The sequence below is a fragment of the Methylomonas sp. DH-1 genome (genome assembly GCF_046097555.1).
Classification (GTDB): Bacteria; Pseudomonadota; Gammaproteobacteria; order Methylococcales; family Methylomonadaceae; genus Methylomonas; species Methylomonas koyamae.
On the sequence record NZ_CP143089.1, the window covers coordinates 4,176,851 to 4,191,261 of the forward strand.

At 57.9% G+C, this 14,411-nt stretch carries 13 protein-coding genes; 5 read left to right on the plus strand and 8 right to left on the minus strand.

Annotation, left to right across the window (positions count from 1 at the left end; all coding sequences use genetic code 11):
* Window positions 1–2: 2 nt before the first annotated feature.
* From VXJ35_RS19130 to flgL, 4 genes are read left to right on the plus strand one after another with little or no spacing between them, the layout of a single operon-like run.
* Entirely contained in the window at window positions 3–1,088 is a 1,086-nt protein-coding gene (locus tag VXJ35_RS19130; protein WP_064022782.1) for a flagellar basal body P-ring protein FlgI, read from the plus strand.
* Between the two features lie 44 nt (window positions 1,089–1,132).
* Window positions 1,133–2,185, plus strand: a complete 1,053-nt coding sequence (gene flgJ, locus VXJ35_RS19135) for a flagellar assembly peptidoglycan hydrolase FlgJ (RefSeq protein ID WP_064022783.1) — start codon at window positions 1,133–1,135, stop codon at window positions 2,183–2,185.
* Between the two features lie 9 nt (window positions 2,186–2,194).
* On the plus strand, window positions 2,195–3,874 hold the full coding sequence (gene flgK / locus VXJ35_RS19140) for a flagellar hook-associated protein FlgK (protein WP_064022784.1): 1,680 nt from the start codon (window positions 2,195–2,197) through the stop codon (window positions 3,872–3,874).
* Between the two features lie 9 nt (window positions 3,875–3,883).
* Entirely contained in the window at window positions 3,884–4,792 is a 909-nt protein-coding gene (flgL, locus tag VXJ35_RS19145; RefSeq protein ID WP_064022785.1) for a flagellar hook-associated protein FlgL, read from the plus strand.
* 28 nt (window positions 4,793–4,820) lie between these two features.
* On the opposite strand, the gene VXJ35_RS19150 is transcribed toward flgL, so the two are convergent.
* The 8 genes from VXJ35_RS19150 to VXJ35_RS19185 form a co-directional block, all read right to left on the minus strand.
* On the minus strand, window positions 4,821–5,897 hold the full coding sequence (locus tag VXJ35_RS19150; protein ID WP_157198234.1) for a hypothetical protein: 1,077 nt from the start codon (window positions 5,895–5,897) through the stop codon (window positions 4,821–4,823).
* A complete protein-coding gene (locus VXJ35_RS19155) occupies window positions 5,872–7,284 on the minus strand; it encodes an MBOAT family protein (protein ID WP_064022787.1) in 1,413 nt (470 codons plus the stop codon). The genes VXJ35_RS19150 and VXJ35_RS19155 overlap by 26 nt, the downstream gene beginning before the upstream one ends.
* 130 nt (window positions 7,285–7,414) lie before the next feature.
* Window positions 7,415–8,386 carry a lytic murein transglycosylase B gene (mltB, locus tag VXJ35_RS19160; RefSeq protein ID WP_331711080.1) on the minus strand — a complete coding sequence of 324 codons (972 nt, stop codon included), beginning with the start codon at window positions 8,384–8,386 and terminating at the stop codon, window positions 7,415–7,417.
* A 46-nt stretch (window positions 8,387–8,432) separates the two neighbouring features.
* Complete coding sequence (rodA, locus tag VXJ35_RS19165) at window positions 8,433–9,563, minus strand: rod shape-determining protein RodA (protein WP_064022789.1); 1,131 nt, start codon at window positions 9,561–9,563, stop codon at window positions 8,433–8,435.
* Window positions 9,560–11,410, minus strand: a complete 1,851-nt coding sequence (gene mrdA, locus VXJ35_RS19170) for a penicillin-binding protein 2 (protein WP_064022790.1) — start codon at window positions 11,408–11,410, stop codon at window positions 9,560–9,562. The genes rodA and mrdA overlap by 4 nt, the downstream gene beginning before the upstream one ends.
* A 6-nt stretch (window positions 11,411–11,416) precedes the next feature.
* Complete coding sequence (gene mreD / locus VXJ35_RS19175; RefSeq protein ID WP_054760570.1) at window positions 11,417–11,905, minus strand: rod shape-determining protein MreD; 489 nt, start codon at window positions 11,903–11,905, stop codon at window positions 11,417–11,419.
* Window positions 11,892–12,791 (minus strand): rod shape-determining protein MreC, encoded by a 900-nt coding sequence (gene mreC / locus VXJ35_RS19180; RefSeq protein ID WP_082409741.1) that lies wholly within the window; start codon window positions 12,789–12,791, stop codon window positions 11,892–11,894. The genes mreD and mreC overlap by 14 nt, the downstream gene beginning before the upstream one ends.
* A 166-nt stretch (window positions 12,792–12,957) precedes the next feature.
* Window positions 12,958–14,001 carry a rod shape-determining protein gene (locus VXJ35_RS19185; RefSeq protein WP_054760567.1) on the minus strand — a complete coding sequence of 348 codons (1,044 nt, stop codon included), beginning with the start codon at window positions 13,999–14,001 and terminating at the stop codon, window positions 12,958–12,960.
* Between the two features lie 114 nt (window positions 14,002–14,115).
* Here VXJ35_RS19185 and gatC point away from each other — a divergent pair, with 114 nt between their 5' ends.
* On the plus strand, window positions 14,116–14,403 hold the full coding sequence (gene gatC / locus VXJ35_RS19190; RefSeq protein ID WP_064022791.1) for an Asp-tRNA(Asn)/Glu-tRNA(Gln) amidotransferase subunit GatC: 288 nt from the start codon (window positions 14,116–14,118) through the stop codon (window positions 14,401–14,403).
* Window positions 14,404–14,411: the final 8 nt, after the last annotated feature.

Here is a 14,411-nt window from a genome sequence, read left to right on the forward strand (position 1 = left end):
CCATGAAACGCTTAATTTTTCTGCTTCTGCTGCTCGGCGCCGGCCAGGCGCAAGCCGAACGCATCAAAGACATCGCCTCGATTGCCGGCGTGCGCAGCAACCAACTGGTCGGCTACGGCCTGGTGACCGGTCTGGACAAAAGCGGCGACAAAACCAAGTTCACCGGGCAAAGCCTGCGCAGCATGATGGGTAAACTCGGCATGACCTTGCCGCCGGATATCGATCCGAAATCGAAAAACGTGGCTTTGGTCAGCGTCCACGCCGACCTGCCGGCCTTCGCCAAGCCCGGCCAAAAAATCGACGTCACCGTATCGTCGATGGGCGACGCCAAAAGCCTGCGCGGCGGTTCATTATTGATGAGCCCGTTGCGCGGCGCCGACGGCAACGTCTATGCCGTGGCGCAAGGCAATCTGGTGGTGGGCGGCCTCAGCGCCGGCGGCCAGGACGGTTCCAAGGTTACGGTCAACAACCCGCTGGTCGGCCGAATCCCCAGCGGAGCGACGGTCGAGCGTATCGTGCCGACCTCGTTCGACCAAAGCCCGGATATGGTGTTCAACCTGAACACGGCCGACTTTACCACCGCCCAGCGCATGGCCGATTCGATCAACAAAACCTTGGGCGCCGATACCGCGCAAACCATAGACGCCACCTCGGTCAGCGTCCGCGCCCCGGTCAACCCTGCGCAACGGGTCGGCTTCGCCTCGGTAATAGAAAACATCGAACTGGCGCCGGACGATGCGCCGGCCAAAGTGATCGTCAACTCGCGTACCGGCACCGTGATCATTAACAGCAAGGTGCGGGTGCAACCCGCCGCGGTATCGCACGGCAGCTTGACGGTGACGATCAGCGAAAATCCGCAAGTCAGCCAGCCCAACCCGCTGTCCGGCGGCAGTACCGTGGTGACCCCGCAATCCAACGTTGAGGTCAAGGAAGATAAGAACCACATGTTCGTATTCAATCCCGGCGTGTCGTTGGACGAAATCGTACAGGCCGTCAACGGCGTCGGCGCCGGCCCCAGCGATTTGGTGGCCATTCTGGAAGCTCTGAGATCGGCCGGTGCGCTACGCGCCGAATTGATTGTGATTTAACGCTAACCGGCACCTCGTTTTAAACCGGTTTAGGGGGATTCGTTATGTTGAACGTAGACAGCGCCGCGGTATACACCGACTTCAATAATCTGGCGAAACTGAAACAAAGCGCCCGCGAACAATCGCCCGCCGCCGTCAAGGAAGTCGCCAAGCAATTCGAATCCTTGTTTCTAAGCATGATGATGAAGAGCATGCGCGAGGCCAAACTGGCCGACGGCATACTCGACAGCCAGCAAAGCCAGTTTTACCGCGACATGTACGACCAGCAAATGGCCATGCACCTGGCCGGCAAGCCGGGCATCGGCTTCGCCGACTTGATCGCCAAACAACTGTCGCCCAAAGCCGCGGAAGAAGACGAAAAAGATCCGAAGCTGGCCACCAACGAAGTGTTGAACCGGGCCGCCGGCACCGGCAGCGCGTCGCAACCCGACCGCCACCAGACCATTGCCGGAGCCGGCGCGAGCGACGGCGAACCGCTGGAAAACTCGGGCCTGGACAGCCTGGAACGCAGTCTGGCCATGCTGGAGCGCAGCCAGAATGCGATGGCCGACCGCTGGCAACATCTGGAAGACGACTTGCAGGCCACAGCAAGCGCCGGCACGGAAACCTTATCGAGCAAAGAAGAGTTCATCAGCCAATTGCGCCCGCACGCCCTTGAGGCAGCGCAAGCCCTGGGCGTCGATCCCAATCTGCTGCTGGCACAAGCGGCATTGGAAACCGGCTGGGGCCAAGCCGTGATTAAAAACGGCCACGGCGAGAACAGTTTCAACCTGTTCAACATCAAAGCCGACAAATCCTGGCAAGGCAAGCAAGCCAAAGCGTTGACGCTGGAATTCGACGGCTCCAGCGCCAGAAAGGAAATGGCCGGCTTCCGCGCTTACGGCTCGTATAAACAAAGCTTCGACGATTACGTGAATTTCATCAAGAACAACCCGCGCTACAGCGAGGCCCTGAAAAAAGCCGGCAACGCCGGCCAATATATCCGCGAGCTGCAACAAGCCGGCTATGCGACCGATCCGCGCTACGCCGACAAAGTGATGAGCATCTACCACAACCAAAACGCCGCCGAAGCGGCGGCATTGCGCGACGCAGGCTAGGAGGCGATCATGTCGATGGGCATCTTGGGCACCGCACTTTCCGGTTTGACCGCGTTCCAACGCTCGCTGGAAACCACCAGCAACAACATCGCCAACGCCAATACCGACGGCTACAGCCGGCAACGGGTGGAACTCGCCACCCGGCCCGAGCAATTCAACGGCGCCGGCTACATGGGTAACGGCGTGGAAGTGGCCAACATCACCCGCAGTTACGACCAATTCATCACCAACCAGGTCCGCACCAGCGCCGCCACATTCAACGACGTCAACAGTTTTTATAAGTTGTCCGCCCAAATCGACAATATCACCGCCGATAACGCCACCGGCCTGGCACCCGCCTTGAAAAGCTTTTTCAATGCGGTGGACGACGTGTCCAACGATCCGACTTCGATCGCCGCGCGGCAAGTGATGCTGACCCAGGCCGAGTCGCTGACCCAGCAGTTCAACACTATGAACCAGCGCTTCGGCAACCTGCGCACCCAAGTCAACACCAATCTGGCCAGCGCGGTCGACGAGGTCAACGGTTACGCCAAATCGATTGCCGAACTTAACGTCAAAATCGTCGCCGACATCGGCCGCTCCACCGGCAAACAGTTGCCCAACGAACTGCTGGACCAGCGCGACCAGTTACTGACCAAAATCGCCGAGAAAGTCGACGTCAGCTATGTCGCCCAAAGCGACGGCTCGATCAACGTCTTTATCGGCAAGGGCCAATCGCTGGTGCTGGGCAATTACGCAGCCGAACTTTCGTTGCAAGGCGACGCGCTGAATGCCGACCAAAAACAATTGGTATTGAACGGCCAGGACATTTCCAACCAAATCTCCGGCGGCAGCATCTACGGCAACCTGCGCTTCCGCGACCAGGTTCTGGACCCGGCGCAACAACAGTTGGGGCTGCTGGCAACCGGCATCGCCACCGAATTCAACAACATCCACCGCAACGGCTACGATCTCAGCGGCCCGCCCGCCACCACCGGCGTGGATTTCTTCGAGCTGGGCGCACCGAGCGTGCAGGTAAAAGGCCCTCCGGGCAATAACGCCGGCGCCGTGGCCAGCTTCGTCGCACCGACCTCGGCGGCCAATTTGGGCGCATCCTACAAACTTGAAGTCATCAGTACCGCGCCCGACCTGTTCACGCTGACCAATCTGAGCGACAACACCGCCTATACGCCGCTGAGCGCCGCCGATTTGAGCGATCCGGCACCGGCAGTGGCGGCGGCCAACGGCTTTAACATCAGTTTCAGCGGCACATTGACCATAGGCAACAGCTTTACCATCAGCCCCAGTTTCAACGCCGCGGCGAACATTAAATTGAACAGTGCGATCACTAACCCGAAACAAATTGCCGCGGCCAGCGCCGCCGATTTGCCGGGCGACAACAGTAACGCGCTGAAACTGGCCGAGCTGGAAACCAAAACCAGCATGCTGGGCAGCAAAGCCAGTTTTACCCAAGTCTACGGCCAGTTGGTAGCGGATGTCGGTTCGGAAACCCATGCGGCATCGGTCAGCCGCGACGCCCAGGATACCTTGCTGAAACAAGCCACCAGCGCCAAGGAAAATATTTCCGGGGTGAATTTGGACGAGGAAGCCGCCAATCTGATCAAATTTCAAAATTCGTATCAGGCGGCCGCTAAAGCGGTATCGGTGGCCAATGCCATGTTCGATACCCTGATCGGGGCCTTTCGCTAGGAGATTATCATGCGTATTTCAACATCCTGGAACCATCAATTGGGCCTGACAGCGATGCTGGACCAGCAATCCAAGCTCAACGAAACCCAATTGAAGCTGTCGTCCGGCAAAAAGTACCTGAACCCGGCCGAAAACGCCGTGGCGGCGACCAGCATGCTCAATTTCGAGCAAAACATTAAGGAAAACGAGCAATATCAAACCAACATCGGTGCGGCACGGCAACGGCTGGGGCTGGAAGAGAGCAATTTGGCCAACGCTACCGATGTGCTGCACCGGATCCGCGAACTGACAGTACAAGCGCTGAACGACACCAATACCCAAACCAACCGCCAGCAAATCGCGATGGAAGTCGACGAGCTGAACAAACAATTGCTCAGCATCGCCAACACCAAAAACGCAAACGGCGAGTATTTGTTTTCCGGCTACGCCAGCGACCGGCCGGCCTTCACCGACACGCCGGATTACGCCTACCAGGGCGACGCCAACCAACGCCAAATCGCGATCGGCCCCAACCGGCTGGTCACCGACGGCGATCCGGGCGAGGCGGTATTCGGCACTATCCAATTGGCGCCGCTTAGCGCCGGGTCCATCGACAACGTGTTGCAGGCAGTCGCTCAATTATCCAGCGATTTAAAGAGCAACACGCCGAATAAGCTTTCGCTCGACGACCTGGACCGGGCGCTGGTCCGCTTCGACAACGTTCGCGCCGCAGCCGGCGCCCGCCTGAACGCGCTGGACGATCAGGAAAACCTGAATGCCGACTATATTCTGGACAATAAAGCCACCGCGTCGGACATCGGCGACCTGGACTACGCCGAGGCGCTGAGCAAATTCAACCAGCAACAGATCGCATTGCAGGCCGCGCAACACGCATTCACCAAAGTACAAAACCTGTCGCTGTTCAATTACATTTCCTAAGCGCCGATCCGCCGGCAACCGCCGCAGCCTAGTCGAAGAAACCGGCGGCTTTCAGCTTCGCCACCAGGCGCCGGGTGAATTCGGCTTTGTCGCGCCGATCCAGATGCGCGCCGTCCGGCAATTCGAATCCGAATTCCGGATAATCCCAACAATTGACGGCAAGTGCCGGACTATTCGCCGCAAACACGTCCCAGCCGGTCGCTCTGGGATAACGGTATTCCTCTATGGTTCTGACCAAGGCCGTGGACGGGAAATTGATAAAAGCCAGTTGAGCTCCTTTATTCTGGATTTGCCTGCCAAGGCTGTTGGTATAAGCGAATTGGTCGGCGCTAAATTGCACGGCGGCCGACTGCCTGAGTTTTTCGCCGACGGCTTGCTCGAACTTCTCCCGGCTATCGATCCCGTTCATGTCGAGCGGCGCGCCCAAGCTACGCAACACCCGGTTGATATAAAAAGCCGGCTGTTGCACCAATTCATAATCGGCGTCGCGCTCGCGGTTGGCATAGGTCGTCAAATAAAACGGCCGGACCATGCCGGGAGAGGTCAGCCGCGTGAACAATACCTGCGGCGGAATTCCGCCACCGTACAACGCCAACTGCTGTTGCACCTGGCTTTTCAACAGGGTTTCCAATTTGGCCGAAACCAGATCCTTGTATTTGCGGTGGTAAAACGCCACCCATTCTTCGGCGCGGTCGTGCGGCCGGTCCGCGGCCAATTTCCAAACGTCGCCGGACACCAACAATTTGCCGGTGATTGCCGGATCCTGCGCCATATCGGCCAGCACCGGTAAAAACTCCGACCCGTCTATCGCCAATTGCACCGGCGCCAGTCCGGTCTCGGCAGCCAATACTTCCAAATCCATGCCTAACTGCATCCTAGAGTCGCCGACCAAAATCAAGGCCTGCTTACCCAACAAAGCCGCTTTACCGCGTTGCGCCGCCCAGAGCTCTTTGCTGTCCTGCACCGTCGGCCGAAAGCCGATTTGCCGCAGCCTGAGTTCGACCACAGCCAACAACACAACGGCCGCCAACAAACCGAACGCAAACGCGCGTTTGGCGGCGGGATTCGGCAACCTATCGCTAGAATTGGAAATAAATGAAGGCACGGCTGTCACCGTTGGAAAATAGCACGACGGAAATCGTCAACCCGGCAATCACCGAGCCGCGGACCATGGGCGAAAATCGTTCGAACAACTGCTCCAGCCGAATTTCCCGGGCCAGAATGTGCCATACCAACATCGCCGATACGATACCGGCCACCGCGATGCGGCTGGACTGGTCCAGCGCGGCGGCACCATCGCTACGCACCAACGCGGCCGCCATCGCCGCCAGGTTTTCGAAGCCCTGAGCCCGAAACGGAATCCAGGTTAACGACACCAACAAAAATGTCGCCAACATCAGCGCCAGCTTGGCGGCCGGACTTTCAAGGCGGAAACCGGCGGCGTGCTTGACACCGTGTTCCACCGCCAACAACCCGCCATGGATGATGCCCCATAAAGCAAAAGTCCAGGCGGCGCCGTGCCACAAGCCGCCCAGAACCATGACCAGCACTAAATTGAAAACGGTCCGCAATGGGCGGACGCGGTTACCGCCCAGACTGAAGTAAAGGTAATCGCGCAGCCAGCTCGACAGCGAAATATGCCAGCGCCGCCAGAAATCGGAAAAGCCCAACGCGCCGTAGGGGCAATGGAAATTGTCGGGCAGGCTGAAGCCCAAGGTCATCGCCGCACCGATGGCACACAGCGAATAGCCGGCAAAATCGAAAAATATCTGGCCGGAAAATGCCAATACCGCCAACCAGGCATCCGCCGCGGCGAAGGCTGCGGGATCGGCATAGACTCGGTCCACTACCGGCGCCAAACCGACATCGGCCAGTATGGCTTTGGCGAACACGCCGAACAAAAACAAGGTCAAGCCCCAGACGAAATGGTCGGCTGCGGTTTGCCGCGGCGTCTTGCATTGCGGCAGGAATTGCGGCGCCCTGACGATGGGACCGGCCACCAACTGCGGAAAAAATGTCACGAACAACGAGAAGTCGAGCAAGCTGGTTTCCGCGGCGATTTTGCGTTGGTAAACGTCCAGGGTGTAGGACAGGCTTTGAAAGGTATAAAACGATATGCCGATCGGCAATACGATGCCTAAAGGTTGCGGCTGGTAGCCTATTCCGAACCACGCCAAGATTTCGGCAGCGGTCTGGTTCAGGAAATCGGCATATTTGAAAAACCCCAGAAAACCCAGATTAACCAGCAGGCTTACCGCCAATAACGCCTTACGCCGAGGCTGATTCTGCGCCGCGCCGATCAGTTTGCCCAGACAAAAATCGACATTGGTCGAAATCCACAGCAACACAACGAACGGCGGGTTCCAGGCCGCGTAAAACAAATAACTGGCGATCAACAGCATCAGCTTGCGGCTGCGCCAATCCGGGATCGAGTAATACAAGGCCAGAACCACTAGCCAAAAAATCAGAAATAAAAATGAATCGAATTGCATAAAGACGTTGCTGACCGAGGCCGGAAGGGACGGCCGCCGAAAAAGTTTCGGCTAAGAGTAGTCCATAGCCGCAAATTCGATAGCTCGCGAGCCGAATAATCCGCCCCGACCCGGTTAGCTGCCCAGCAGATTACGCCTTGCGTGCGGCGATGGCCTGGCTCAGTTGGTATACCGCCATCGCGTACAGCGGACTGTGGTTGTAGCGGGTAATCACGTAAAAGTTATGCAGGCCGATCCACAGGTCCTCGCCGGTTTGCTGCTGGTAGCTGAGCAGCTTGGCCTTTTCGGCGCCGGCCAAATGCGGCGGCAGTTCGACCTGCAACTGACGCAATTCGGCCACACCGATATCCGGTTTGACGCCTTTGCTCAGGGCCTGCCGATACGATTCGCCCTTGGCCGAGACCGGAAAAGCCACCGGCGCACCGGCCTGCCACTGGTTGCGCACGAAATAATTGGCAACGCTGGCGATGGCGTCGGCCGGATTGCTCCAGATATCGCGTTTGCCGTCGCCGTCGAAATCCTTGGCAAAGCTGCGGAAACTGCTGGGCATGAATTGCGGGAACCCCATCGCCCCGGCATAAGACCCCATCGGTTGCAACGGGTCCATGTGCTCTTCCCGCGCCAGCACCAGGAATTGTTCCAGCTCCTTCAGAAAAAACTCGCTACGCGGCGGATAGGCGAAGCCGAGCGTCGCCAACGCGTCGATGACCCGGTATTTGCCGGTATGTGCGCCGTACTTGGTTTCGACGCCGATGATGGCGACGATGATTTCGGCCGGCACGCCGTACTGGCGCTCCACCGCCTGCAAGGTGGCGGCGTTGTCTTTCCAGAATTGCACGCCGCCGGCGATGCGGGCTTCGGTCATGAAGATTTCGCGGTACTGAAACCAGGGCTTACCCTCGGCCGGCTTGGACATCGCATCCAGAATCGGCTGCTGGATGTTGACGGCTTTGAACAGAGCGCGCAATTCCGCTTCGTTGAAACGGTGTTGCTTCGCCATCTGTTTGACAAAGGCGTTAAAAGAGTCGGTCGGCGCGATTTCGGCGGCAACCGGGCCGATGCCGATCAGCGACAACAGCAGAACCGCGAATTTGGTTTTCATAGTCATGTCAAAGTTGGATAAAAATGGCCCGGCAGCCAGCCGGGCGTTATACCGGCAACAACTTCCGGTGGGTATGGATCGACATCAAAATACCGAAACCGGCCATCAATGTCACCATCGACGTGCCGCCGTAACTGACCAACGGCAGCGGCACGCCGACCACCGGCAATATGCCGATCACCATGCCGATGTTGACGAATACGTAGACGAAAAACGTGAACGACAGGCTGCCGGCCAGCAAGCGGCAATAGGTATCCTGAGCTTGCACCGCGATGTAAAAACAGCGGCTGATCACCAGTAAATACAACAGCAGCAGGCCGACGCAGCCGAACAAACCAAACTCTTCGGCGAATACCGCGAAGATGAAATCGGTGGAACTCTCCGGCAGAAAATCCAATTCGGCCTGGGTACTGCCCAGCCAGCCTTTGCCGTTGATACCGCCGGAGCCGATCGCAATTTTGGATTGAATGATATGGTAACCGGTGCCCATCGGATCGGCCTCCGGATTGAACAAGGTCAACACCCGATTGCGCTGGTATTCGCGCATGAAGTGCCACAGAATCGGCGTCGATGCCGCCAGCCCGACCACCGCGCTCAGCATAAACCACCACGACAGTCCGGCAAAAAACAACACGGCCGCCCCCGAACTGGCCACCAGCAATGCCGTGCCCAAATCCGGCTGTTTGGCGATCAACAACACCGGCACCAGCAGCAACCCGGCAGCGATCATGACATGCTTGGGTTTGGGCGGCAGCGAATGTTCGGCCAGATACCAGGCCACCATCATCGGCGCGCTGATTTTGGTGAACTCGGACGGCTGAAACCTAAAAAAACCCAAATCCAGCCAGCGCTGGGCACCCATGCTGATCTGACCGATGACTGCAACGGCGATCAGCAATAACACGCACACCGAAAACAAAGCGACGGAAAAAGTCTGAAACCGGCGCGGATTGATGTGCGCCAATACCGTCATCAGGCCGATCGCCAGCCCGGCGCGGCTGGCATGGCGTACCAGCATCGCCACTTCCTGGCCGCCGGCGCTGTACAAGATCACGAAACTCAGTGCCAAAATCATCAACAAGCCGATGAATAGCGGAATATCGATATGCAATTTGCGCAGCAGATTGCCAAGCAGCGACGGCGTTTGAAATTGTTCGTTGCGCATTTCGTGTCTCATGGCGCAGCGTCCTTGGTTTGGTTAAGGTAAGCGTCGATGATTTCGGCGGCGATAGGCGCGGCCACGGAACCGCCGTGGCCGCCATGCTCGGCGATCACCGCGACGGCAATCTGCGGGTCGTGCACCGGCGCCAAGGCGATAAACAAGGCATGGTCGCGCATTTTGAAGTCGACCGCATCCTCGTTGTATTTCTCCTCCTGCTTGACCGTGAACACCTGCGCGGTTCCGGTTTTGCCGGCAATCTGGTAATTGATATTTTTTGCGATCAATTTCGCGGTGCCGCGCGGGCTGTGAACCACGTTGGTCATGGAGCGGAGGATGTTGTCGACGTTGGCCGGTTTCAACGGAATGTCGGGGACGATACGCAGTTCGGGCGGCGCGGCGTAATCCGGCGTGATGATTTCCTGCACCAGGTGCGGGTTGACGACTTTGCCGTAATTGGCCAGCGTCGCGGTGGCGCGCGCCAATTGCAGCGGGGTCACCTGGGTGTAGCCTTGGCCGATCCCGGTAATCACCGTCTCGCCGGGAAACCAGACCTGGTTGCGGTAACGCCGCTTCCATTCCTTGGACGGCATCAAGCCGTCGACCTCTCCGACCAGATCGATACCGCTTTTCTCGCCGAAGCCGAATTTATGCATGAAGCCGGACATCTTGTCGATGCCCAAAGCCATCGCCAGATCGTAAAAGTACACGTCGCAGGACTCGGTGATCGCTTCGTTCATGTCGACCATGCCGTGTCCCCATTTCTTCCAATCCCGGTATTTGTGGTCGACGTTGGGCAATTTGTAATAGCCGGGGCAAAACAGGCGGTGGCCGTAATCGATCACGCCGTACTCCAGGCCGGCCAAGGCATAAAACGGTTTCATCGTCGATCCCGGCGGATACAAGCCGCGCAAAGCCCGGTTATACAAGGGCTGGTCTTCGGAATCCTTCAACGCCTTGTAATCCTTGGCCGAAATGCCGGAGACGAACGGATTCGGGTCGAAGCCGGGCCGGCTGGCAAATACCAACACCCCGCCGGTCTTGATTTCGATCGCCACCGCGGCGCCGTTGTATTCGTGCAGCGCGTCGTAGGCGATTTTTTGCAGATCGATGTCCAGCGTCAAATAAATGTTGGACCCGGCTACCGGCTCCACCGTCGATACGGTACGTAAGGCTCGGGACTGGGCGTTGGTTTCGATTTCCTCGTAACCGGCAGTTCCCAGCAAATGGCTTTCGTAATATTTCTCGATGCCGATTTTGCCGATCTGGTCGGTGCCGCGGTACTGTTCCAGCGGCAACTTTTTCAGCTCGTCCTCGCTGATCCTGCCGACGTAGCCGACTACGTGGGCGGCCAGATCGGCGTAAGGGTAATGCCGCACCAGGCGGGCGTAGACGTCGACGCCGGGAAAATACGGCCGCACCACGGCAAATTTGGCAACGTCCTCGTCGGTCAGATTTTGCAGTAACGGCGTCGTGGTAAAGGATTTATTGCGCTTGCGCAACTTTTGGAAGGCATCGATTTTTTCCTCGGAGATATTCAGCAACTGCTGCAAACGCTTCAGCGTATCGTCCAGGTCGGCGATCTGTTCCGGGATCAATTCCAGGCTGTAAGTCGGCACGTTCTCCGCCAACATCCGGCCTTTGCGGTCGTAAATGACGCCGCGGGTCGGGGGCAGCGGCGAAATTTTGATGCGGTTGTCTTTGGACAGCGTGGCGTAATGCTCGTGGCCGACCACTTGCAGGTAAACCAGGCGCACCACCAAGCCGACGATCAGGAACAATATCAAAATAAAAGCCGCGACGATGCGGCTCAAAAACAGGCGACTTTCCGCCAACGGGTCCTTGATCGCGAATTTTCTATCCATGCCCGATCAAACGATGCGCGCCATGACCCGGATATAGCGCAGCACCACAAACACCAGCGGCCATGCCAAAGTGCCGCTCAGCACCGGATACCAAAACTCCAGCGGCAAACGGTTGCCGGCGCGCATGCTTTCCAAACCGAACACCACGCATTGCGAACCCAACAAACAGAAAAACACCCACAGGCACTGCTGCACGATCGGAAATTGGCGCAGGCGGCGGTGCTCGTTGATGCTGAAATAACAGATCAGCGCATAGATCAGCGCATATTGGCCCAACAAGCGGCCGGTCAGCACGTCGGCCAATAGCCCTACCGCCCAGGCGGAAAATACGCCGAAGCGCTCAGGCAGAGCGATGGCCCAGTAAATCAATACCAGCACCACCCAATCGGGGTTGAATATGTCCATCGCCGGAAACAAGGACATCACCCGCAACACCATCGCCGCGGCAACGGTCACGGCGAAATAAGAACCGGCCAACACATCAAGGCGCGCCATTGGCACTTTCCCGCGTATCCGAAACGTCCGCCGCCGGCTTGCCCGGCTCGCCCAACACCACCGGCGTCGAATGGCTCCAGACGATCAAAAATTCCCGGCTTTTTTCCAGATCCGCTTTCGGCGTGGCATAAATGTTGGCGAAGGATTTGTCCGGCCGGGCTTCGAACTTGTCGACCACCGCCACCGGATAACCGGCCGGGAACACGCCGCCCAAACCCGATGTGACCAGCAAGTCGCCCGGCACGACGTCGGCGTTATTCGCCAGAAACGGCAAATGCAAGCGGTTGGGTTGGCCGGTACCGAACGCAATGGTACGCAGGCCGTTGCGGTTGACTTGGACCGGGATGGCGTGGTCGGGGTCGGTGATCAACATTACCTCCGAGCTGGACGGCAAGGCCCGGACCACTTGGCCGACGATACCGTTGGCATCCAGCACCGGCTGTTCGGGGTGAACGCCGAACCGGGTGCCTTTGTTAACCACGACGGTATGCTCGTAAGGCGCCAGTTTGACCGAAACCAATTCGGCAACCAGCACTTGCTCGCCGAGTTGAAACGAGTTTTCCAGCAGCATGCGCAGGCGGGTGTTCTCCTTCTCCAGCGCCGCCAGTTTCAATAATTTGGCATCGTTGACGAATTGCTGCTCCTTCAGGCGGCGGTTCTCTTTTTGCAGTTCGACGAACGAAATGACGGTGTCGGAGAAGGAATGGGACAAATCGACCGGCAACGAAGCCAGCGCTTGTAACGGATAGGTCAGCACGGACAGCAGCGACCGCAAGCGGCTCAGCCGCTCGCTGCGGTAATCGACTACCAGCATCGAAACGGAAACCAGCAACGCTACCAATAAACGGGTGTTAAGCGAAGGACCTTTGGCGAATAAGAGTTTGATGGCAAACCTCTAATGTCTAAACGCAATGATCAAAATCGCCGCCAACGCGTGCGGGCGTGGACCGATCCAGTCTGCGGTACATTGCCGGGCTAGATACAAGCCTATTTGGTTAAGACGGCTGGGACTAGGATTTCCCCACCGGTCCCGGAGAGAATTGTGGCGGATTTTATTCCAAAGAAAAGGCCGAGGCGCCTTTGGCGTCGAGCATTTCCAGCACCATTCCGCCGCCGCGGGCGACGCAGGTCAGCGGGTCGTCGGCAATATACACCGGCAGGCCGGTTTCTTCGGAAATCAAGCGGTCGATGTCTTTTAACAGTGCGCCGCCGCCCGTCAACACAATGCCGCGGCTGGCAACGTCGGCGCCGAGTTCGGGCGGGGTCTGCTCCAATGCCACCTTGACCGCGCTGACGATGCCAGATAACGGCTCCTGCAGCGCTTCCAGAATTTCGTTGCTGTTCAGCGAAAAGCTGCGCGGCACGCCCTCGGCCAGATTGCGGCCGGTGACCTGCATCTCCCGCACTTCGCTACCGGGATAGGCGGCACCGATTTCGTGTTTGATTTTCTCGGCGGTGGCTTCGCCGATCAAGGTACCGTAGTTGCGGCGCACATAGCTGATAATCGATTCGTCGAAACGGTCGCCGCCGATCCGCACCGACGCGGAATAAACGATACCGTTCAAGGAAATCACCGCCACCTCAGAGGTGCCTCCGCCAATGTCCAGCACCATGGAACCGTGCGCCGCATCGACCGGCAAGCCGGCCCCTACCGCAGCCGACATTGGCTCTTCGATCAGGTACACTTCGCGGGCGCCGGCCATCGCCGCCGACTCGCGGATTGCCCGCCGCTCGACCTGGGTCGAGCCGCAAGGTACGCAGATCAGGATGCGCGGGCTCGGCCGCAGCAATTTGTTTTCGTGTACTTTTTTGATAAAAAACCGCAGCATGCGCTCGGTCACGGCAAAGTCGGCGATCACGCCGTCTTTCAAAGGCCGGATGGCGGTGATGTTGCCGGGTGTGCGGCCCAGCATGTTTTTGGCGTCGGCGCCGATTGCGGCGATGGTTTTCTGGCCGCGAATTTTGTCTTCCTTGATTGCGACGACGGAAGGTTCATTGAGTACGATGCCCTGGCCCGGAACATAAATCAGCGTATTTGCCGTACCCAAATCGATTGACAAATCGTTGGAAAACAGGCCACGAATTCTTTTAAACATTTTGAGCAGTACCCTAAGCGCACACGGAAAATCCCGCTACTTTATCAATCAAGCGGGTATTTGAGCAAGATATAAAGTATCATAGTTTTACTAAGAAAACCTGGAGTTAGAAGAATGTCCTTAACGGCGAATGACGTTAAAAAAATCGCTCACCTGGCTAGGTTGGGCATTGCCGAACAAGACGTCGAACACTATGCAAAAGACCTGTCCGGAATCCTGGACCTGATGACCCGAATGGGCCAACTCGATACCTCCGGCATCGCGCCGATGGCGCATCCGCTGGACCAAACCCAACGCCTGCGTGCCGACCAAGTAACCGAATCCAACCAACGCGAGCATTTCCAGGCAATCGCCCCGCAAACCGAAGCCGGATTGTATCTGGTGCCCAAAGTCATCGAGTAAGGACGCCC